The organism is Ruegeria sp. YTSC003, from assembly GCF_059609785.1.
In genome coordinates this window covers 46,871-66,691 of record NZ_JBXWMK010000004.1, presented here as the reverse complement: position 1 = coordinate 66,691, position 19,821 = coordinate 46,871, and the positions used below count along the sequence as shown (strand labels likewise).

The window sequence follows — 19,821 nt, the reverse complement described above, 5'->3', positions numbered from 1 at the left end:
TCCTTGCCCTCTCGCCGCAATGGAGGATGACATGAAACATCTGCTAATTGCTGCGGGACTTCTGAGTGCAACTACGGCCATCGCTGCCGACAAGCCTCAGCTAACCGTTTACACCTATGACAGCTTTGTATCCGATTGGGGCCCCGGCCCGCAGGTCAAAGAAGCCTTTGAGGCAACCTGCGACTGCGAGCTGAACCTCGTGGGCGTCGAAGATGGTGCCGCACTTTTGTCGCGTGTCCGGCTTGAGGGTGAAAACTCTGACGCCGACGTCGTGCTTGGTCTGGATACCAACCTGATTGCAGCGGCCCGGGAAACCGGCCTGTTTGCGCCCAATTCCGTCTCTGCCGACTTCGCGCTGCCGATCGAATGGACCGATGACACGTTCACACCGTATGACTGGGGCTACTTCGCCTTCGTTCACAAAGCGGATGCGACAGCGCCTGCAAACTTCCGGGAACTGGCGGACAGCAACACCAAGATCATCATCCAGGACCCTCGCTCGTCCACACCAGGTCTGGGTCTGCTGATGTGGGTCAAAGCGGCTTATGGTGACGAAGCACCCGAAATCTGGGCAGGTCTTTCCGACAACATCGTGACCGTCACCAAAGGTTGGTCCGAGGCATACGGCCTGTTCCTTGAGGGCGAGTCGGACATGGTTCTCAGTTACACCACATCTCCGGCCTATCACCTGATCGCCGAGGATGACGGCAGCAAGGCCGCGTCCGCTTTTGACGAGGGCAACTATCTGCAAGTTGAGGTTGCGGCAAAGCTGGCCGCGACGGATCAGGCCGAACTGGCGGATCAGTTTTTGCAGTACATGGTCTCGGATGCGTTCCAGCAAATTATTCCGACAACCAACTGGATGTACCCGGCCGTAACCCCGGCAGAAGGTTTGCCTAAAGGGTTTGACACCCTGACAGTGCCGGCAAAGTCGCTGCTGTTCTCTCCCGATGAAGCCGCCGCCGTGCGGGATCAGGCCCTGGCAGAATGGCAGAACGCGCTCAGCCAGTAAGCCTATGGCCCGGTATCGGTGCGGCAGCTCTGGTCGCCGCGCTGATCCTGGGCACTCTTGCGGCGGTTGCACTGCGTGCTGAAACCAGCGGCGGGTTCACTCCCGCCGACTGGGCTGCGCTGCGGTTCACGCTGACCCAAGCCACACTGTCCGCATTGTTCAGCGTGGTGTTGGCCGTGCCGGTTGCGCGGGCTTTGGCACGTCGGAGGTTCCCCGGCCGACGGGCTTTAATTGCGCTTTTGGGCGCGCCCTTCATCCTGCCGGTCATCGTTGCCATTCTGGGTCTGCTGCAAGTCTTTGGCCGGTCGGGATGGATCTCGGACATCCTTGGCATTTTCGGCCTGCCGCCCATACGCATCTACGGCTTGCATGGCGTCGTATTGGCGCATGTGTTCTTCAATCTGCCTCTGGCCACACGCCTTGTGTTGCAAGCCTGGCAGGAAATTCCGGCAGAACGGTTTCGCCTGGCCGCACAACTGGGATGCAACGGCATGGCCATGTTTCGACTGATCGAGATGCCCATGCTGAAACGGACCCTGCCCGGGGTTCTTGCAGTAATCTTCGCCATTTGCCTGACCAGCTTCGCCGTCGCCCTCACCTTGGGCGGAGGACCACGGGCTACAACGATCGAACTGGCGATCTATCAGGCCTTCACCTACGATTTCGACCTGGGCCGCGCCGCCCTGTTATCCGCCCTGCAACTTGCCCTGACAGCTGCGACCGCTTTAGTGGCGCTGAAGTTTTCGCGCGGGGACGGTTTTGGAACAGGCCTTGATCGCGCATTGCGCCGCTGGGACGGGGGTGCGCCGACGATAGATGTATTCTGGATCGTCGCAGCGGCCGTCTTTTTGCTACTGCCTTTGGCATCGGTCGTAATTTCGGGAGTTGCCGGGTTGTTTGACATGCCCGCAATCGTTTTTCGTGCCGCGTTGATCTCGGTCCTTGTTGCCGCTGCAAGTACCGCTGTCCTGCTTTTGCTTGCTTTGCCCATGGCCACCGCCGTCGCGAGCGGCCGGCACGGGCTTGTGGAACTCAGTGGCATTTTGGGTTTGGCGGCATCACCACTGGTCATCGGTACGGGCCTGTTCATCCTGATCCGGCCTTTGGCAAATCCGACGACATTGGCTCTGCCTGTCACTGCTTTGGTGAATGCCGCGATGGCCCTGCCCTTTGCTTTACGCATTCTGGTCCCCGCGGCGCGCGACATAACCGCTAGGCACGGACGTCTCGCGCTTTCATTGGATATGACAAAATGGACGTTTTTCACGCGCATCTTGCTACCGCGCATGCGTCCACAGATCGGTTTCGCCGCTGGTCTTGGGGCGGCTCTGTCAATGGGTGATCTGGGCGTGATCGCACTGTTCGCCGATCCGCAGATCGCGACCCTGCCCTTGCAAATCTACCGCTTGATGGGTGCCTATCAGATGCAGGCGGCTGCCGGCGGGGCATTACTGCTGTTGCTGCTGTCCATGGGCGCATTCTGGCTATTGGACCGAGGAGGGCGCTCGCATGCTGAAGCTTGACGACTGCGTGATTGAAAACGGGAATTTCACCCTAAACGCCGATATCCAGATCGAGGTTGGCAACAGCATTGCCATTGTCGGCCCCTCCGGGGCGGGCAAGTCCACATTGTTGGAGACTATCGCTGGATTTCGGGATCTGAAAAAGGGTCAGATCTTTTGGGGTGGTCAGCAGATTTCCAACTTGCATCCCGGCAAGCGCCCTATGGCGATGCTGTTTCAAGACGGAAACCTGTTTCCGCATCTGACGGCTGAACAAAACATCGCCCTGGGCCTGCGCCCAAACGGTCGGTTGTCCGAAGACGAGGATGCACAGGTTCAGTCCGCTCTGGGCCGGGTTTCTTTGCATGGTATGGGCGCGCGCAAACCCTCGGAACTGTCCGGAGGACAGCAAAGCCGGGTTGCCCTGGCCCGCGTACTTGTGCAGCGGCGCGAACTGTTGCTTTTGGACGAACCATTTGCGGCCCTTGGGCCAGCCCTAAAGGCCGAAATGCTGGATTTGGTGGCCGATCTGGTAGCCGAAACTCAAACGACCCTGTTGATGGTCAGCCACGACCCGCAGGATGCACGCCGTATTGCCGACCAAACCGTACTTGTTGCAGACGAAACGGTGCATGCCCCCGTTCAGACAGCGGAACTCTTTGACAACCCGCCGCCAAGCCTGCGTGCCTATCTTGGCTAGCGGTGATCCCGCCTCAGAAGTCAACGAGGCGTTGTAACGGGTCGCCAAGCTAAATATCGTTCAAAGATGGTCAACGAAGACAAGCATACGCAGCACACTGGCGTGATCGACAAAAGCGCCCAGGCGCAAAGCAACCGCCAAACAAGGTTGAAAATCCGAATTTCCACTCTGCTGGCGCTGACCATTGGCGGACTGGTGGCAATATCGGCTGGCGCAGTTCTGTTGGTTTCGACTTATGCCAATTTTCAGAACACGACGGAACTGTTGAATACGTCTGCCGCGATGATCGTCGAATCCATCGAAGACGATATCTTCAGCCTGACGACACCGATCGAGGAACTGGCACAATCCCTACAAGAAGACGCAAGCACGGGTGAAGTCGATCTGCACGACACCGATTTTCTGAAAGCCTACTTCAAAGGCGTGGTGGCTTCGGTCCCGTATCTGACAGATCTTGCCATCGTGTATCCTGACGGCAGTCTGTTCATTTCAACACATATCACGGATGTTGAGGGGCCACGTTTAATAACGTCATACGAGCCTCCGGCTGCAGGCACACTTCAGTATCTTAAAGATGTTAAAGGCTATGATGGTTTGTTCTGGAACGAACCCTTCTTTGACCAGGGCCGGACACATATCTCAGCGACTGTACCTGCCTATAAAGACGGTATTTTCCTCGGGGCCGTGCTCGTTTCTTCTACCGTTCACCATTTCTCGGGCCTGGTCGACGAGTTAAGCGGAAAATACGGGGCAACCGGTTTTGTTCTGTACGGTGACAACCGCGTTCTGGCCCATCCCAAATTGCTGAACCTGTCTGCAAACACGTTAAGCTCAAACGCCCCCTTGCATTCGGTCGCAGCACTTGATGACGCGGTCATCTCACAAATGCTGATGCAGCCACCTGAGTTTCAGGGCAACGATGGAACATTTGTCGGATATGTGGTCGAGGCGCTGAACGGAGAACACCTGGTTTTGACAAGCATCGTCAGAGGCTTCGGATCTGAGCCGTGGGTGATCGGGCAGTATTCTCCACTAAGCGATTGGAGCAACCAGTGGTCCCGGCTGAGTGATGCCGCCCTGGTCAGTCTTGGTTTACTGATCGCTTCGGTCATTGCGGCGCTTGTGTTGGCAAGACGATTGGCGGCACCCATTCACAGGTCGACCGAAGAAGCCATCAAAATCAGCGAGCTGAATCTGAACCAAATCGACCACCTGCCCCCCTCTCGGGTCTCTGAACTGAACCTTCAGGCTGTGGCCTTCAACAAGATGCTCGACGGGCTGCGCTGGTTTCAAACTTATTTGCCCCGAACCCTTGTACGGCAAATGCTAAAGACCGGAGACCCTAACCTTGTGTTGCCGCGCGAAGTCGAACTGACCGTCATGTTCGCCGACATCGTGGGGTTCACACCCGCATCCGAGGCCATGACACCACAAGCCACGGCAGCAATGCTGAACCGGCATTTCGAGATCCTGAACCGCTGTATCGAAGCCGAAGGCGGAACGCTCGACAAATACATCGGCGACGCGGCGATGGCGTTCTGGGGCGCCCCTCAGGACCAGACGGATCATGCCGAGCGCGCCTGCCGGGCTGCATTGGCAATCAAGCAATCTCTGGCTGAGGCTGGCGTCGAGTACGGCGTCAAGATCGCGGTGCACACCGGACCGCTGATTGTCGGCAATATCGGGGCCGTCGACAGGATGAATTACACAGTGATCGGCGACACGGTGAACACCTGTGCCCGGATCGAAACCCTGGTAGGCGAACTGCCAAGTGACGAGCAAACCAGGATTTTGATCAGCGATGCCACAGCGCGACTGATCGGCCCGGTTTTTCATCTGATCGACTGCGGCGAATTCACGGTCAAAGGACGTTCAAGGAAAGTGAATGTCTACCGCCTTTGCGATGCAGATAAGACCCTTGGCCCCTCAGCATAACCTGCCAGAAATTCCGGAGGCCACATAAAGGTCACTCGGTGCGCCGCAATTGCTTTGGTGTTTTGCCGTATTCGGCCTTAAATGTCTGGGCAAGCGTAGAGGTTGATGCAAAACCGCAGGCAATGGCGATGTCAATAATCGGCATTTGCGAGTTCGAGACCAGGGTAAACGCTTTTTTTAATCTGATCTTTCTATAAAATTTTCCGGGCGATGTGCTCAAGTGCAGCATAAACTGGCGCTCTAACTGCCGGGTGGATACGCCCACGCGGCGGGCAAGACTGGCCGTTGGCAACGGGTGTTCCGTGTTTTCTTCCATGATGCGGATCGCGTTTTGCAGCCGCTTTTCTAGGAAATTCGGGTTCGCGCTCACGCCTTTGGGTTGCTCTTGCGCGTGGCCCCGAACGTCGTTCAGCATCAATTGACAGGCCAGTTCAGCCCTGTCCTGAGGCTCAAGAACCTCGGCCAGAATGCCGATGATCGCCTCGACGGTATGACCGTGCCCGGCGCAAGTCAGCACCGTTCCATTTCGGGCAACAAGACTTTCAGAAAGCATGGGGTAATCCCCAATCTCACGCAGCAAACCTATGTCGCGCCAATGTGCCGTGACCGGCCCGGATTGTTGCACTGTCGCCTTGATATATTCGCGCGCCGCGTCCGAAAACAAGGCAACCGGTCGTTTATGCTTTTGCATTGCCCGGACGCGTCGCAACCATGTACTGACATTTCCCAATTGACCGCCCACGACACACAGGCAATCGCTCAGATACTGGTCAGAGATGGCAGGCGTTGCCCGCACAATCAGGTCTGAACTGCTGGATACCAAGCCGGGCGTGTCCGACGTAATCTGCCACCGAAAAAGATCGCGGTTGAGAACATCATTTGCCGTCTGCAAAACTGCAATGATGGATGACAGCTCCAGATAGGCAAATTCCGCCTGAACAAAAATCTCGAAAGCTATTTGCTGTTCGGTCTTCGATTTGTCTGTGAGTGCTAACATTCGACGAGATCTTGTTGTTCTTTATCAGCGCGATAGCCCCTTTCAAGACCCGATCAATCTTTGGGGCAGCCGAACATCAATTGGCAAGGACCTAGTTTGAACCGATCGTGGGGTTGAAAGCAAGGAACAAGTCCGCAGGGGTCGTCGCGGCCATGCGTTTCCGATCGTAGTCGTAAAATCGAAACGCAGGGTCTGAACGACCCCGCGCCAAGTGATGCCTGGTCTACCTTGGTTTATGCCGCCGCTATCTGGCCTGCCTTTTCGACCAATACTTCTGCCTGACGGATCGAGGCATAGTCGATCAATCGTCCATCCAGCGACACAGCACCTTTCCCGGATGCCTCGGCCTCGGACATGGCGATAAGGATACGCTGTGCCTTGTTCACCTCAGCGTCAGATGGGGACATGACCTCGTTGGCCAATGCAATCTGGCTGGGATGGATGGCCCATTTGCCTTCGCAGCCCAGAACGGCCGCACGTTTTGCCGCAGCCTTGTAGCCGTCAGGATCCTGAAAGTCTCCGAAAGGCCCGTCGATTGGGCGCAGACCGTTAGCACGGGCAGCAACGACCATGCGGGCTAGTGCATAGTGCCACATGTCGCCCCAATGAGTCAGACGGCCACCATCAGCATCCGCGTCTGTCAGAACCGAATAATCCGGGTTCACCCCACCGATGATCGTCGTCCGCGCGCGGGTAGAAGCGGCATAATCGGCAACCCCAAAATGCAGGCTTTCATTGCGTTTTGAGGCGGCCGCGATCTCGCTGACGTTCTGCATGCCCAATGCAGTTTCGATAATGTGTTCAAAACCGATCCGCTTCTTATATCCTTTGGCATCCTCGATCTGAGTGACAAGCATATCAACAGCATAGACGTCTGCGGCGGTGCCTACCTTTGGGACCATGATAAGGTCCAGCCGCTCACCAGCCTGTTCGACCACATCGACCACGTCGCGATACATGTAATGGGTATCCAGCCCGTTGATCCGAACCGACATGGTTTTGGAACCCCAATCGATATCATTCAGTGCCTCGATGATATTCTTACGCGCCTGTTCCTTTTCGTCCGGGGCAACAGCGTCTTCGAGGTCAAGAAAAATGACGTCCACATCTGATTTCGCGGCCTTTTCGAACATACCAGGCTGGCTGCCCGGAACGGCAAGTTCGCTGCGGTTCAGGCGGGCGGGCGCCTGGTCGATGGAATGAAAGCTCATGGTTTGGGTCCTTCGTCTTTTGGTTCAGAGTGATCGGGGTTGGCCTCAGATCACGCGATCTCGGGGCGCGCGTCCGGCGAAAAAGTCGTTGAGGTTATCCAGAACGCGAAACCCCATCGCTTCGCGCGCCTCGCGCGTGGCGCTGCCCAGATGCGGCAGCATCACGAGGTTGTCGCATTGCAACAGGTCCGGGCTGATGCGGGGTTCGCCATCGAAAACATCCAGCGCCGCTCCGCCGATCATGTCAAACATCAGCGCCTGGATCAGTGCCCATTCGTCGATCACCTCACCGCGCGCGGTGTTGATCAGAAAGGCGTCGGGTTTCATCAGGCTTAACCGGCGCGAGTTGATCAGGTGCCGGTTCGCAACACCACCAGGGCAATGCAACGAAACGAAGTCACACTGCGGCAACAGATCGTCAATCGTATCTACCTGAGTTGCGTTGCATCGGGCCAGTACATCCGGCGCAACCTTGCTGCGGTTGTAGACAATGATATCCATCCCGAACCCGTGGTGCGCCCGGCGGGCCATCTCTTGTCCGATGCGGCCGTAGCCGATGATGCCCAGAGTTTTGCCACTGACCTTGGTGCCCACCAGATGTGTAGGCCGCCATCCGGTCCAGTTGCCCGAGCGCAACTCACGCTCTCCCTCACCTGCACGGCGCGCCACCATCAGCAGCAACGTCATCGCAATATCAGCAGTGCATTCGGACAGAACGTCAGGCGTGTTTGTCACCGTCATGCCCAATTCGCGGGCCGCGGGTTCGCAGATGTGGCTGTAGCCGACCCCGTAATTTGCAAGGATCCTGGTTTGCGCCGCTGAAACGTCCAGTGCCTCGGCGTTCAGCGTATCTGTGACAGTGGGCAACACCGCATCATAGCGTTTCAAGGAATCCCGTATTTCAGCCGGGGACATGGGCTTGTCCCCGGTATTCAGAACGACGTTGTAATTCTCGGCCAACTGCGCCTCGACGGCAGCAGGCCAGCGACGGGTAACAAGAACCGAAGGTTTAGCCATTACGCAGCCTTTCCCATGACGCGGGCGATGGTTTCGCCGATAACAGCGGGATTTTCAGCGACCGTGACGCCGGCTGCCGAAAGGATTTCGACTTTCTCGGACGCGCTTTCGCCAAAGGCCGAGATGATCGCGCCCGCGTGGCCCATCGTCCGGCCTTTGGGTGCGGTCAAGCCTGCGACATAGGCGACGACGGGTTTGGTCACATGATCGCGGATGTATTCCGCGGCCTCGGCCTCCTGTGGGCCACCGATCTCGCCGATCATGGCGATGACTTCGGTACTTTCGTCCTGTTCGAACCGCTCAAGGATATCGCGGAACGAGGACCCGTTGATCGGATCACCACCGATACCCACGCTGGTCGAAACGCCAATACCACGTTCCTTGAGTTGGGCCGCAGCCTCGTACCCAAGCGTCCCCGAGCGGCCAATGATTCCGACATTGCCCGGCAAATAGATGTGTCCGGGCATGATCCCCAATAGCGCTTTACCTGGGCTGATTGTACCCGCGCAGTTTGGTCCGGTCAGCACCATGCGTTTGTCTTTGGGATAGCGATACATGTAGCGCTTGACCCGGATCATATCCTGCGCCGGGATGCCATCGGTGATGCACACGCAATAGCGAATACCTGCGTCGGCGGCCTCCATGATGGAATCCGCGGCGAACGGTGGGGGTACGAAAACAAGGCTGGCATCCGCTCCGGTGGCTTCGACGGCCTGTTTGACGGTGTCAAAAACCGGCACACCCTCGACGGTTTCGCCGCCTTTGCCGGGGACAACACCGCCAACGACGTTTGTGCCATAGGCCAGCATGTCCTTCGTATGAAAGCGCGCCATGCGTCCGGTGATGCCCTGAACGATAACCCGTGTGTCGCGGTCGAGAAGAATGCTCATTACACAGCCCTCATCTTGGTGTTTTGGGACAGATCGTTGCGCCACGCGCCGACAGCGCGTTCTGCGGCCTCCATCAGAGTAGTGGCGCGGATGATCGGAAGACCGGATTTGGCCAGAATTTTCTGGCCCTCTTCGACATTCGTTCCAGCAAGGCGCACAACGACCGGAATGTCGATCTCGATCTCGCGCAGTGCCTGCACGACGCCTTCGGCAACCCAGTCACAACGGTTGATCCCGGCGAAGATGTTGACCAGCACCGCCTGAACATTGTTGTCCGACAGAACCAGCCTGAACGCCTTTGCTACTCGTTCTGGAGACGCTCCACCACCGATGTCGAGGAAGTTTGCGGGCTCTCCTCCGGCCAGCTTGATCGTATCCATCGTGGCCATAGCCAAACCAGCGCCGTTCACGATGCAACCGATATTGCCTTCCAGCCCAACATAGGAAAGACCACGATCCGCCGCGCGGCTTTCGCGCGGGTCTTCCTGGCTTTTGTCGCGCAGTTCAGAAATCTGGGGATGCCGGAACAGGGCGTTGTCGTCAAAGCTCATCTTGGCATCCAATGCCAACACGCGGTCGTCACCTGTGACGACCAGCGGGTTGATTTCAACCATCGTGGCGTCCAGTTCGCTGAACGCGGCATAGCAGCCCTGCAATGTCCGCACCATTTGCTGAACCAGACGCGGTTCCAGCCCAAGGTTGAACGCGATCTCGCGCGCCTGAAACTCTTGCAGGCCCACAGCGGGTTCCACAATAGACCGCACGATGCTGTCGGGGCGCTCGGCCGAGATATCTTCGATCTCCATCCCACCTTCAGACGACGCGACGATCATCACCCGCTGGCTGGAGCGATCCAGCACGAAGCCCAGATAAATCTCGCGGTCGATAGGCACGGCAGATTCGACATAAACACGGTAGATACCCTTGCCCTCGGGTCCTGTCTGATGTGTCACAAGCTTGCGGCCAAACAGGTCGTCACAGGCCTGGTAGATCTCATTTTCGGTGTTGCACAGCTTGACGCCACCCGCCTTGCCGCGGCCGCCGGCATGAACCTGCGCTTTGACAATCCACTTGTCTCCGCCCAGTTCACGCGCGCGGTAGGCCGCCTGTTCAGGGCTGTAAGCCAAAGCGCCCGACGGCACGGCAACACCGAAATTCGAAAGAACCTCTTTCGCCTGATATTCATGAATATCCATCTGCAATCCTCCCGTTCATGCAGTGTGATTAAGCCGCGATCGACGTGCCGTACCGGCTTTCGAGCAGCGCCTCGATCTCTTCGAATTCGATCTGACCGCCCAGTTCCCGGATGGCCTCGGCAAATAGACGCACGATGCGGCTGACGGCCTGTCGGTTGAGCTGATTGAGAATGCCAATGCGAACCTGAACCGGCGCGCTCAGCGTCGGCCAGATGCCAAAGCCCTGTGCCCGGCAATTCTGCACCAATTCCATTTCGCGACCAGCCAGTTCCGGCGGCAGGTTGAGCACAACAAGGCTGGGCATATCCGAGGTCACCTCGCACCCCATGGCTGTTACGGCGTCGCGCAGCACGCGCTCGTGGGTCTTGTAGGATGCCGACCGTCTGGCCAGACCTTCCTGCAATGTCAGACGCAGGGACTCATGGAACGCGGCGACGGCGTATCCGGAATGCGTTCTGTGATAGGTCCCTTTTTCAACATCCTGACCGTCGACAATGCCCCAATGGCGCGCTTCGAAAATCGGATTGTGCACGTAAGTGTAGGCACCTGTGGTCTTGAGAGATCGGATAAAGGTATCCGTAAAACTGACCGGCGCGTAAGTCAGGGGCAGACAACAAAGCCCCTTTTGCGGACATGACGCCCAACCGGCGATCCCCGGATAGTCATCGATCGAAAAGTCATCCACACCCAGCGATGAAACTGCATCAATCAGACCCATTACACCGTGACGCTCGCACGCATCCGAGAACGCGCGCAGGTCGTTGACGCGACCAGATCCGGTTTCCCAATGCGCCATGAAAGCCCATTTGGGCTTGTGTTCCGCCAACGCGTCCTCGGCCATTTCACCGGTCACCGGCTGATCATGCGGGACATCAATCACTGTGACACTTGCTGCCTGAGGATCCAGCGGATTGGCGGCATGTTCCTCTGGTGTGGCCGCCTTGATCCGCAAAGTCAGCGCGTCGATCCCGGAGAAGGTTCCGTTGGCAAAGGCCACGACCTTGTCACCGGGCATGACGGCAGAGAACATGGTGTCCAGCGCGCTCCAACCTGTCCCGGCGACGGCGAAAGTATATGCGTTTTGGGTGCCCCAGACCTTGCGAAGCATGTGTTTGCATTCAACCATGCCCCTGAGAACATCGCCCTGCATGTGATCGGCCACGCCCGCGTTGGTGAAAGCTTGCAGAACACGTGCATCCGTATTGCCCGGCCCGGGACCGGCGGCCAAGGTCTCGGGGATCTCAAGCGGAGGGAAAATCTGAAATGTCATCGGTTGACGTCCTCGGCATTTGAAGGGGCATCTGGGCCCATTGGGTTGCATTGCCAATTAGGAAACGCGGACTTGCCTCGTGACACAACGTAACTTACTACTGCTTTAGGATGGCTATTTGGGTGGGAAATTTCCCACCTTTATAGGTAAAAATACAAAGGTATACTGAAATTCCACCTACCTATACGGGTAGTTTTTGCGGAAATTGGACAGAAATCAGATGGTTGAAACCGTACAGAAACCGATTGACGTCATGCTGGCCGACAGCAATCCTCTGGTCCTGTCGGCCATGTCGGAGATCTTTGAACGCGACTCACGATTCTCGCTTGTTGCGACCTCGGCGACGGCCGAAGGCTTTTTGGGGACGGTGATGCGGGTTCCCGTGAAAGTCGGAGTTATCGACTGGAATCTTCCCGTTTTGGGTGCAGCCAAACTGATTGAGGTGCTGCGCGAACAGGCCAATGCACCACGGTTTGTCGTTTACGGCGATACGTCCGGTGACGTTCCAAGACTGGCAATGCAAGCGGGGGCCGCCGGGTTTGCTGCGCGATCTGGCGAGGTCGAAGGCTTGCTGAAAACCTGTGCAGACGTCGCCGATGGCAAGATGGTGTTTCCCTTCGTTGACGTTCGCAAAATGCAGCAGGACCCCATCCAAAGCCTGTCCCGCAAAGAGCGCGCGATTCTCGAGGCTCTGGCACAGGGTATGTCCAACCGGGATTTATCGAAGGAGCTTCAGATTTCCACCAACACGGTCAAATTTCACTTGTCCAACATTTATGAGAAACTGGCCGTAAAGAACCGAACCCAAGCGATTGCATACTACTATTCATCTCGGTTGTCGCGCGAGTAAGCCAAGCGTTTCCCGGCTTAGCCGGCCATGAAAGTGCTGTTCAGATCACCGCCGAGGCAAACGATCGGGTTCGTCGCCAGTCTCTTGCACCTGATCGGGTTGAAAAGATATATTCCGGATTTCAGCACACAGTGTCGACGTCTAAAGACGCTGAACGTGAGAATACTGTGTCATTGTTCCAAAGGTCCATTGAAACCCGCGGTCGATCGAGCTGCAGCAACGTCAAAGATGCTCGCACGTTGCCGAAGTTTCTGGATCAAATTCCACCAGAATAGCCAATCGGCTCTGTCACGACCGAACTGTGCGCGGGTAATCTGGACTGAGACACAGCCTCAATGGTTGTCACTGTACATGAGGCACTTTGCGAGAAACGCCAATAGATCGGATTGGTGATGTCCGGCAAAAACCGAAAGGTGGTCGCTGAAACTTTGAAATTGCAATCCTGTCAAGCCGGGCCTTTGCAATGGCCCTGCGCCGCAGGCATAGTCCTGACAAAGCCAGTCGCCAAAGGCCGAAAAAAATGGACAGGATCAAAGTAAATCTGATCGGAGCGGGCCGGGTCGGTCAGACATTTCTGAGCCTTCTCAGCTCTTTGGCGGATTGCGAAATACAGGATGTTCTTAGTGCAAGTCGGAACTCGGCAGAAAACGCTGTTCAACGCGTCGGCGCAGGTCGGGCCGAAACTGACCTATCAGATATGCGGCCAGCCGATCTCTGGGTTGTCGCAGTACCGGACACGCAAATCTCTTGCGTCGCCTCGGACCTTGCCGCGACGCAAACAGCGACAGAACAACGCCCCACAGTATTTCACTGCAGCGGATTCTTCCCGGCTGATGAGCTGGCCGCGTTGCGTAGGCTGGGCTGGCGTTTGGCCAGTGTGCATCCGGTCCTGTCCTTCGCTGACCCCGATAAAGCGATAAAACAGTTCACGGGCACCCTGTGCGGCCTTGAAGGTGACGCCGATGCATTAGCCATCCTCAAACCCATTTTGGAAAGAATTGGGGCCGAATGCTTTTCGATCCGCTCTGATGGCAAGAGCCTTTATCACGCGGCGGCCGTGATCTCGAACAACTTTGCAGTAGTGCTGCAAGCCATCGCGCGCGAAGCCTGGGCTGAAGCCGGGGTCAGGGCCGATGTGGTCCCACTGCTGAACGCAAGGCTTCTTGAAAGCACTGCGAAAAATGTCGTTGCTTTGGGACCGCAACAGGCATTGACGGGCCCGGCCGCGCGCGGAGATGAACGAGTCGTGACCACTCAGGGACGCGACGTGGCAAACTGGCACCCCCAAGCCGGAGAGGTTTATCGCGCCTTAAGTGACATGGCCGGGTCTTTAAAAAAGACCGGTTCGACCGATGCCACCCTTAAGTTGTCAAAAGAATAAGCCGCATCGCTCGCGTACTGTGGCCCGCGCAATTCAGTTGGCACCTTTTCGGGGTGTCTTCAACACAAAGATCCCCCTCTCCTTGGGTTGCCAGCTTGGCACGAGCACGTTGACACCCGACATCTAAATCGGCCGTCACCTGTCGCAAAGGTGTGTAGGTTGCAGTCAACTGGCTGCGAGGCTGATCAAAACAAACAGGCACAACTGAAGGAGCACATTTCCCCCGTCTTCAGTGCTCGACAAACCCCGCTAAATCACTTTGAACAGCAGCGTTTTCCCAGTTTCGTCGTCTCTTATTTGGCCCGAGGCGATTTGGTGGCAATGCCGACGGAGTGGCATTCTAGGGGGCACTAAGATCTGCGCATAACCTGACCGATACATTCGATGCCGCTTCGGAATTCCTGTGATAGCCTCACAGCGCTCAGGGTCTTGAAACGGCACCGTACTCCATTTCATGAAGCCGTTCCAGGAAGGATGCATTCAGAATAATGATTGAGCGATCCTGGATTCGAATTGCGTCGGCGCGCTCCCACTCTTTCAGGCCTCGATTCACGTTGCTGCGGGTACTGCGGACCATACTCCCGATATCGGATTGCGTAGCAAACGCCCCGATCCTGATCGCCTGCCGTCCGTCGACCGAGATCGGCTCGCCGATCTGACTGGCAACGCGCAACAAAGCTTCCGCAAGGCGCGCCGACAGGCTGTTCATTGTCAGACAACGCGTGGCGTCAACGAATGTTCGGAACCTTTCCGCGACCAGATCGCTCAGGGCCAGACAGGTCGACATATTGGAGCGGCTGAGCATGTTCAGAACATCTCTGCGAATGCGGTAGACAGTGACAGAATTCAGCGCGGTTGCGGTGCCTGCATATTGGCTTTTTTGGAATACACCCAACTCACCAAACGTGTCACCGGGGCGCAGAATAGCATAGGTAAACTCGGAACCGTTCCGTGTCAGGCTGCTCAGGCGGACATAACCATCGGCCAGAAAGTAAAGGTAGTTCGCGTCGTCTTATCGCTTTCAACGATCAAAAAACGACTTGCGTTGGTCTGTAATCAACTTAAACAGAAAAAATGAAATGCCACCAAAACCCCACCTTGCTTGAACTAGGAAACAGCCCTGTTATCGCGAAGGGAAACAGGCAATTCGTGTATGAACACCCATTTGATAAGGGGTTGCTGTTAAAGGTTCCACAACCTCATACGATGGATGCAGGTTCGAGGCTTGTAACCGACAAATGGTATGACCGGCTGTTCCGCAGAGCTACCGCTTTTAAGGGTTTCATGCGTGAGTTTGATGAAGCCTTTTTTCTGATGGTCCGCCATCAGGAAAGCCCGGACGTTATGCCCGTTTGCAGGGTGTTTGGCACTGCACCGACAGACAAGGGTCTGGCGCTGGTCTATGAACGCATTTCTGATCCGGATGGCCAGCTTTCCCCAAGTCTGTCTCAGTTAATAGCCGAAGATCGTCTCACCCCTCAGCATTTGAGCGATCTCAATAGACATTTTGAGCAACTGTCAGATGAACGTGTCATCATAAGCAACAAAAACACTGGCAATCTTGTCTATCAAACATGGCCCGACGGATCCGGGCGATGGGTTTGGATTGACAGCTTTGGGTCTAAACAAGTCATTCCTCTGCGAAGATGGGTTCGCAGTTACAATGACCGCAAGCTCGGCCAAGTTCGAAAAAAGTTCTTTGATTTGATTGGCGCCGCAAAAGGCTAATCGTCTGGCTAACCCAGTTGATCGGAGTCAACAGGTCCTTGTTTGGTTCGGGCGGGAAGGCGCCTATTCGGTTGGTGGCTTATGAAGCGAAGCCAAATCGACGCCAGTAGTTGGTCGCAGAGCGGGTGTTACTAGCTCAGACCAAATGCCTGGCCCATGCGCGTCCGACGACGCTCGATGGACTTGCGGAATGCTAAATCAGAAACCAGCGTCAGCGGAAACAGCACTCGTTCGCCCAAACCATCGATAACGACCAGTTTCCCATCGCGTTCTTGCGCCCGCACAATGTTTTCAAAACTCAGGTCGCCCACGATAATCCGGCCACGTTCAAGGTCGTCCATGAGTTCCATAAACTCACCGTGCAGCTGTTTGCGCTCTGACAAATCATCGCCCAATGCGGCCCGTTCAGACTCCAGCGTTGGTGCCAAATCACCATCTGGGCCGGTCATCTTTTCGACCACCAGTGCTGGTCCTTGAGATGTCGCAGCATACCCCATAAAATCCGCAAGGCGTTCAATCTCGGGGCAGCCTCGAGTCAGCGCGGCTAAGTATTCGTTTGCTTCCCGGTTCCACTGACGGAGGTTGCCATAGCGTCTCTCGGCATAACGAGGAATCACGTGGTTGCGCACCGGTTCATCCACCCTGACTTTCAACAGCGCGCGCTCAACAAACGGATGCTGATAAATCTCGTAGTTGCGGCTTCTTCGCATTGGCCGAATTTTACTTAAGTCTATCATGTTGTTTTGCCGATCCTAATAGAGAAGATCACTGATTACAGCGATCCTCTCAAACCAAAACCTCCAATTAGTCCTTTTCATTATTGAGGACAACCAGATGTCGAAACCAATTGTTTAGTACTGGCATCTGGTGGACCGAATCGAGAAGGAATCGAGACGATTCTTAAGTCCAGATTTTGCAGATTTTTCGTATGGAGCGAGGCGACTTGGTGTCTTCAATCGGTGGCGCAAGTGTAGGCATCATGGACTTCAGTCAAGTTCGAGCGAAGCTGGTTGTTGCAGCTGGCTGCCATTGACGGTCAAGGTGGTGTTGATATCGCAGGGAACCGTTTCGAGCAGGTGCTCCAGAAAAGCTCAAGCTTCCTTTGTGTTTGCGATTTCCACCAGTTGAGACGCAGCAAAGACGCAGGTCCAGCCAATGGCCAAATGTTTGCAACAGATCCCTTAACGAAATCGTTCGACCGGTTCCTGAGAAGTTTTGCGATTGGCCGCTAAATTCATTGTACCGCCTCTCATTCCAATGAAAATTCCCCGCCATCACATCGTGGGATCAAACACCTAGACAAATCCCCCTGCGCATAAGAACCTGTGACCAAACAAAAACAGGGAGAAGATTGATGAAACTGATTGCTGGCCCAGCTCTGGCCTTACTTTTCTCAACAGCCTCGGTGCTTGCTGCGGACGATGGGACCTGCGCCAAAGGCAAGACCCTAACAGAGGGCACCCTGACAATCGCAACAGGTAATCCGGCCTACTATCCTTGGGTAATGAATGACGCGCCCGATAGCGGCGAAGGATTTGAAGCTGCCGTTGCTTATGCCATCGCCGAAAAAATGGGCTTTGGCCAGGAAAATGTCACCTGGGTTCGCACAAGTTTTGACGAGGCGATTCAGCCCGGCGCAAAGAACTTTGATTTCAACATGCAGCAGTACTCGATCACGCCCGAGCGCGAAGAAATGGTTGATTTCAGCCTGCCATATTACACCTCGGCCATGGCGGTTTTGACAACCCAGAACGTTGTCGATTCCGGTGCAGAAGCGACGTTGGACGGCCTTAAGGATTTGAAGTGGGGCGCTGTGGCCACGACAACCGCGATCCCGATGCTGAACGACGTGATCCAACCGTCGAGTGAACCGCTGCTTTACAACGACAATGCTGATGTGAATGCGGCCATCATGGCTGGCCAGATCGATGCCGCAATTTATGACCTGCCTACGGCACTCTATCTGTCGGCTGTCGTGGTCGAAAACGGTGCATTGCTTGGCCAGTTCCCTCCGGGGCAGTCCGAAAGTCCTGATCAGTTCGGCCTTTTGATGGAAGAGGGCAACGCCTTGAAGGAATGCGTCAACGCGGCCATCACAGAATTGACCGAAAGCGGCGAGCTTGCGGCGATTGAAACCCAATGGCTGTCCGAGGCTACAGGTGTGCCGGTCATCGAGTAGATGGAAGAAACGTCATTGCAAAAAGACTCGGTTGAGCACTCTGCCGCGACGCCAACGCGTCGCGAGGTTTATGAAGCCGAGGTACGGCGTCGCTCAAATCGCATCGCGCTGATTTCAGTGGTCAGCGTGGCTCTTGCCATCGTCGTCCTCGTCCCGCTCGCCCCAGGTTGGGAGGCCGTACAACGCTCGTTTTTCAACGGCCGGGTCTTCGCCGAGACGTTTCCCGGATTGCTCGAAGCCTTTCTGATGAACGTGATGATTTTTGCCTGGTCTGCACCGCTGATCGCGATCACGGGACTGGTTATCGCGCTGTGTCGGGACACGCGCGCACCTGCGCTTTTTCCGCTGCGGCTGTTCGGCATTGCATATACGGACATCTTCCGTGGCCTGCCAGTGGTTCTTGTAATCTACATTATTGGCTTTGGCGTGCCCGGGTTGGGCCTGCCGAGACCCTGGAATAGCCCCTACATTTGGGGCACGCTGGCGCTGGTTTTGGTCTATTCAGCCTATGTGGCCGAGGTGATCCGCTCGGGCATTGACTCGATCCATCAGTCGCAGCGATCCGCCGCGGCCTCGTTGGGGCTAAGTGATCAGGACACCATGCGCTATGTGGTCCTGCCGCAGGCCATACGAAACGTCGTTCCTGCCAATATGAACCTGTTCATCGCTTTGCAGAAGGACGTAGCGCTATTGTCCTTTATCGGCCCGGTTGAGATTTTCCGACAGGCTGGTGTTTACAAATCGCTCTATGCCAATTTTACGCCTTATGTGGGCGCAGCGCTTATCTTTCTTGCGCTGACCATACCAGCCACGCGGTATGCGGACTACCTTATGAATAAACAGAACAGGGCCCGTACATGACAGCAAAGTTATCCTTGCGAGGGGTGCGGAAACGGTTCGATGATCACGAGGTATGCAAGGGCATTGACCTGGACGTAGCTGAGGGCGAGATGGTGTGCCTGATTGGCGCCTCAGGCTCTGGCAAATCCACACTCTTGCGCTGCATGAACCTGCTCGAACCCATCGATGACGGGGAGATCTGGCTGGATGGAAAGGACATCTCTGAACCGGGGCTGGACCCACAGCCGGTGCGCCAACAGATCGGCATAGTCTTCCAAAGCTATAACCTCTTTCCTCACATGACAGCGGCAGAGAACGTAATGCTCGCGCCACGCCGTGTACGCGGGCTGAGCAGAGATGACCTGCGCCCGCGGGTGACCCAGCTTTTCACGCGCTTTGGGCTGGGTGAACGGATGGAGCACTATCCAGACCAACTATCGGGCGGTCAGCAGCAGCGGGTGGCTATCATCCGTGCGCTGGCGATGGAGCCGCAGATCATGCTGTTTGACGAGATTACAAGCGCACTGGATCCCGAGCTGGTAGGCGAGGTTCTGGACGTGCTGAGGGACCTGCGAAAGCAGGGTATGACCATGGTACTTGCCACCCACGAAATGGGCTTTGCACGCGAGCTGGCGGACAAAGTGTGTTTCCTGGACGCCGGACGCATCCTGGAGCAAGGCCCGCCCGAGGTGCTCTTTTCCCAACCAAGCGAACCGCGCACCAGGGCATTCCTGTCGCGCGTGTTGTGATACCGCGGATATCGTGCAGCGTCACGCCTGGGGCCTATGTTAAACAATGTACCGGTATTCCAAACCGATGCTCATCTGCGTTTCCCACCCACGTCCAATTCGTAGGTTCTGCCAAGGCAGGCGGCTTAAATTACATGAATGAAAAGCCTATTTTGCGTGACACAATATCGACACGCTATCGATCAGCGTCAGCGGATTGTTAGCCAGTGCTTGCACTAGGATTTCACGTTCACCAGACAAGGCATAGTTTCGAGGCAGAGGCATGCACAGTGGAAACCGACCGACGCACGCCAGTCCTTCATTCTTGATTGTGGAACCAAATTCTCAGATTGGCAGCGTCTAAGTGACGGGATCGGCGCGGATG

The 19,821-nt window shown here is 56.1% G+C and carries 19 protein-coding genes and 1 pseudogene; 11 read left to right on the top strand and 9 right to left on the bottom strand.

Translation table 11 applies throughout. From position 1 onward, the window contains the following. Window positions 1-31 precede the first annotated feature (31 nt). From thiB to AC2FFH_RS09565, 4 genes are all read left to right on the top strand, one after another. The gene (thiB, locus tag AC2FFH_RS09580; RefSeq protein WP_496766207.1) at window positions 32-1,012 is read left to right on the top strand and encodes a thiamine ABC transporter substrate binding subunit; all 981 of its coding nucleotides are present in this window, start codon (window positions 32-34) and stop codon (window positions 1,010-1,012) included. After that, window positions 988-2,535, top strand: a complete 1,548-nt coding sequence (locus AC2FFH_RS09575; protein ID WP_496766205.1) for a thiamine/thiamine pyrophosphate ABC transporter permease ThiP — start codon at window positions 988-990, stop codon at window positions 2,533-2,535. Before thiB ends, AC2FFH_RS09575 begins: the two co-directional genes overlap by 25 nt. Continuing rightward, window positions 2,522-3,214 (top strand): thiamine ABC transporter ATP-binding protein, encoded by a 693-nt coding sequence (locus AC2FFH_RS09570; protein WP_496766203.1) that lies wholly within the window; start codon window positions 2,522-2,524, stop codon window positions 3,212-3,214. Before AC2FFH_RS09575 ends, AC2FFH_RS09570 begins: the two co-directional genes overlap by 14 nt. Window positions 3,215-3,280: 66 nt before the next feature. Then, entirely contained in the window at window positions 3,281-5,149 is a 1,869-nt protein-coding gene (locus tag AC2FFH_RS09565; RefSeq protein WP_496844289.1) for an adenylate/guanylate cyclase domain-containing protein, read from the top strand. A gap of 31 nt (window positions 5,150-5,180) precedes the next feature. On the opposite strand, the gene AC2FFH_RS09560 is transcribed toward AC2FFH_RS09565, so the two are convergent. From AC2FFH_RS09560 to AC2FFH_RS09535, 6 genes are all read right to left on the bottom strand, one after another. After that, window positions 5,181-6,146 (bottom strand): GlxA family transcriptional regulator, encoded by a 966-nt coding sequence (locus tag AC2FFH_RS09560; RefSeq protein WP_496724915.1) that lies wholly within the window; start codon window positions 6,144-6,146, stop codon window positions 5,181-5,183. Between the two features lie 233 nt (window positions 6,147-6,379). Then, window positions 6,380-7,357, bottom strand: a complete 978-nt coding sequence (locus AC2FFH_RS09555) for an HpcH/HpaI aldolase/citrate lyase family protein (RefSeq protein WP_496724917.1) — start codon at window positions 7,355-7,357, stop codon at window positions 6,380-6,382. Between the two features lie 45 nt (window positions 7,358-7,402). Beyond that, entirely contained in the window at window positions 7,403-8,374 is a 972-nt protein-coding gene (locus tag AC2FFH_RS09550) for a 2-hydroxyacid dehydrogenase (protein WP_496724919.1), read from the bottom strand. Beyond that, entirely contained in the window at window positions 8,374-9,264 is an 891-nt protein-coding gene (gene sucD / locus AC2FFH_RS09545; RefSeq protein WP_496766196.1) for a succinate--CoA ligase subunit alpha, read from the bottom strand. Before sucD ends, AC2FFH_RS09550 begins: the two co-directional genes overlap by 1 nt. Continuing rightward, the gene (locus tag AC2FFH_RS09540; protein ID WP_170559666.1) at window positions 9,264-10,460 is read right to left on the bottom strand and encodes a malate--CoA ligase subunit beta; all 1,197 of its coding nucleotides are present in this window, start codon (window positions 10,458-10,460) and stop codon (window positions 9,264-9,266) included. Before AC2FFH_RS09540 ends, sucD begins: the two co-directional genes overlap by 1 nt. 28 nt (window positions 10,461-10,488) lie before the next feature. Further along, entirely contained in the window at window positions 10,489-11,730 is a 1,242-nt protein-coding gene (locus tag AC2FFH_RS09535; protein ID WP_496844288.1) for a pyridoxal-phosphate-dependent aminotransferase family protein, read from the bottom strand. A gap of 220 nt (window positions 11,731-11,950) precedes the next feature. On the opposite strand from AC2FFH_RS09535, the gene AC2FFH_RS09530 reads away from it, so the two are divergent. From AC2FFH_RS09530 to AC2FFH_RS09520, 3 genes are all read left to right on the top strand, one after another. After that, window positions 11,951-12,580 carry a response regulator transcription factor gene (locus AC2FFH_RS09530; protein ID WP_496766192.1) on the top strand — a complete coding sequence of 210 codons (630 nt, stop codon included), beginning with the start codon at window positions 11,951-11,953 and terminating at the stop codon, window positions 12,578-12,580. Between the two features lie 27 nt (window positions 12,581-12,607). Next, window positions 12,608-12,973 (top strand): transposase, encoded by a 366-nt coding sequence (locus tag AC2FFH_RS09525; RefSeq protein ID WP_496766190.1) that lies wholly within the window; start codon window positions 12,608-12,610, stop codon window positions 12,971-12,973. A gap of 127 nt (window positions 12,974-13,100) precedes the next feature. Then, window positions 13,101-13,961, top strand: coding sequence for a Rossmann-like and DUF2520 domain-containing protein (locus AC2FFH_RS09520; RefSeq protein ID WP_496844287.1), 861 nt, complete (start codon window positions 13,101-13,103; stop codon window positions 13,959-13,961). 421 nt (window positions 13,962-14,382) lie between these two features. Here the strand turns inward: AC2FFH_RS09520 and AC2FFH_RS09515 are convergent, their stop codons facing one another. After that, window positions 14,383-14,787 carry a Crp/Fnr family transcriptional regulator gene (locus tag AC2FFH_RS09515; protein ID WP_496766538.1) on the bottom strand — a complete coding sequence of 135 codons (405 nt, stop codon included), beginning with the start codon at window positions 14,785-14,787 and terminating at the stop codon, window positions 14,383-14,385. Further along, a pseudogene (locus tag AC2FFH_RS09510) lies at window positions 14,767-14,961 on the bottom strand (cyclic nucleotide-binding domain-containing protein); the annotation flags it as partial. The gene AC2FFH_RS09515 and the pseudogene AC2FFH_RS09510, both read right to left, overlap by 21 nt. Before the next feature lie 74 nt (window positions 14,962-15,035). On the opposite strand from AC2FFH_RS09510, the gene AC2FFH_RS09505 reads away from it, so the two are divergent. Next, the gene (locus AC2FFH_RS09505) at window positions 15,036-15,689 is read left to right on the top strand and encodes a YrbL family protein (protein ID WP_496766185.1); all 654 of its coding nucleotides are present in this window, start codon (window positions 15,036-15,038) and stop codon (window positions 15,687-15,689) included. A gap of 131 nt (window positions 15,690-15,820) precedes the next feature. Here AC2FFH_RS09505 and AC2FFH_RS09500 read toward each other — a convergent pair whose 3' ends face one another. Beyond that, a complete protein-coding gene (locus tag AC2FFH_RS09500; RefSeq protein WP_496724932.1) occupies window positions 15,821-16,426 on the bottom strand; it encodes a YrbL family protein in 606 nt (201 codons plus the stop codon). A gap of 617 nt (window positions 16,427-17,043) precedes the next feature. Between AC2FFH_RS09500 and AC2FFH_RS09495 the strand changes: the two genes are divergently transcribed. From AC2FFH_RS09495 to AC2FFH_RS09485, 3 genes are read left to right on the top strand one after another with little or no spacing between them, the layout of a single operon-like run. Continuing rightward, a complete protein-coding gene (locus AC2FFH_RS09495) occupies window positions 17,044-17,868 on the top strand; it encodes an ABC transporter substrate-binding protein (RefSeq protein WP_496844286.1) in 825 nt (274 codons plus the stop codon). Beyond that, the gene (locus AC2FFH_RS09490) at window positions 17,869-18,729 is read left to right on the top strand and encodes an amino acid ABC transporter permease (RefSeq protein WP_058273739.1); all 861 of its coding nucleotides are present in this window, start codon (window positions 17,869-17,871) and stop codon (window positions 18,727-18,729) included. Continuing rightward, the gene (locus tag AC2FFH_RS09485; RefSeq protein WP_496844285.1) at window positions 18,726-19,457 is read left to right on the top strand and encodes an amino acid ABC transporter ATP-binding protein; all 732 of its coding nucleotides are present in this window, start codon (window positions 18,726-18,728) and stop codon (window positions 19,455-19,457) included. The genes AC2FFH_RS09490 and AC2FFH_RS09485 overlap by 4 nt, the downstream gene beginning before the upstream one ends. The last annotated feature ends 364 nt before the right edge of the window (window positions 19,458-19,821 follow it).

What these genes read in the sequence shown, in the direction of transcription:
- thiB (WP_496766207.1), top strand. Translation starts at nt 32, where the DNA reads ATGAAACATCTGCTAATTGCTGCGGGACTTCTGAGTGCAACTACGGCC.
- AC2FFH_RS09575 (WP_496766205.1), top strand. Translation starts at nt 988, where the DNA reads ATGGCAGAACGCGCTCAGCCAGTAAGCCTATGGCCCGGTATCGGTGCG.
- AC2FFH_RS09570 (WP_496766203.1), top strand. Translation starts at nt 2,522, where the DNA reads ATGCTGAAGCTTGACGACTGCGTGATTGAAAACGGGAATTTCACCCTA.
- AC2FFH_RS09565 (WP_496844289.1), top strand. Translation starts at nt 3,281, where the DNA reads ATGGTCAACGAAGACAAGCATACGCAGCACACTGGCGTGATCGACAAA.
- AC2FFH_RS09560 (WP_496724915.1), bottom strand. Translation starts at nt 6,146, where the DNA reads ATGTTAGCACTCACAGACAAATCGAAGACCGAACAGCAAATAGCTTTC.
- AC2FFH_RS09555 (WP_496724917.1), bottom strand. Translation starts at nt 7,357, where the DNA reads ATGAGCTTTCATTCCATCGACCAGGCGCCCGCCCGCCTGAACCGCAGC.
- AC2FFH_RS09550 (WP_496724919.1), bottom strand. Translation starts at nt 8,374, where the DNA reads ATGGCTAAACCTTCGGTTCTTGTTACCCGTCGCTGGCCTGCTGCCGTC.
- sucD (WP_496766196.1), bottom strand. Translation starts at nt 9,264, where the DNA reads ATGAGCATTCTTCTCGACCGCGACACACGGGTTATCGTTCAGGGCATC.
- AC2FFH_RS09540 (WP_170559666.1), bottom strand. Translation starts at nt 10,460, where the DNA reads ATGGATATTCATGAATATCAGGCGAAAGAGGTTCTTTCGAATTTCGGT.
- AC2FFH_RS09535 (WP_496844288.1), bottom strand. Translation starts at nt 11,730, where the DNA reads ATGACATTTCAGATTTTCCCTCCGCTTGAGATCCCCGAGACCTTGGCC.
- AC2FFH_RS09530 (WP_496766192.1), top strand. Translation starts at nt 11,951, where the DNA reads ATGGTTGAAACCGTACAGAAACCGATTGACGTCATGCTGGCCGACAGC.
- AC2FFH_RS09525 (WP_496766190.1), top strand. Translation starts at nt 12,608, where the DNA reads ATGAAAGTGCTGTTCAGATCACCGCCGAGGCAAACGATCGGGTTCGTC.
- AC2FFH_RS09520 (WP_496844287.1), top strand. Translation starts at nt 13,101, where the DNA reads ATGGACAGGATCAAAGTAAATCTGATCGGAGCGGGCCGGGTCGGTCAG.
- AC2FFH_RS09505 (WP_496766185.1), top strand. Translation starts at nt 15,036, where the DNA reads ATGAAATGCCACCAAAACCCCACCTTGCTTGAACTAGGAAACAGCCCT.
- AC2FFH_RS09500 (WP_496724932.1), bottom strand. Translation starts at nt 16,426, where the DNA reads ATGATAGACTTAAGTAAAATTCGGCCAATGCGAAGAAGCCGCAACTAC.
- AC2FFH_RS09495 (WP_496844286.1), top strand. Translation starts at nt 17,044, where the DNA reads ATGAAACTGATTGCTGGCCCAGCTCTGGCCTTACTTTTCTCAACAGCC.
- AC2FFH_RS09490 (WP_058273739.1), top strand. Translation starts at nt 17,869, where the DNA reads ATGGAAGAAACGTCATTGCAAAAAGACTCGGTTGAGCACTCTGCCGCG.
- AC2FFH_RS09485 (WP_496844285.1), top strand. Translation starts at nt 18,726, where the DNA reads ATGACAGCAAAGTTATCCTTGCGAGGGGTGCGGAAACGGTTCGATGAT.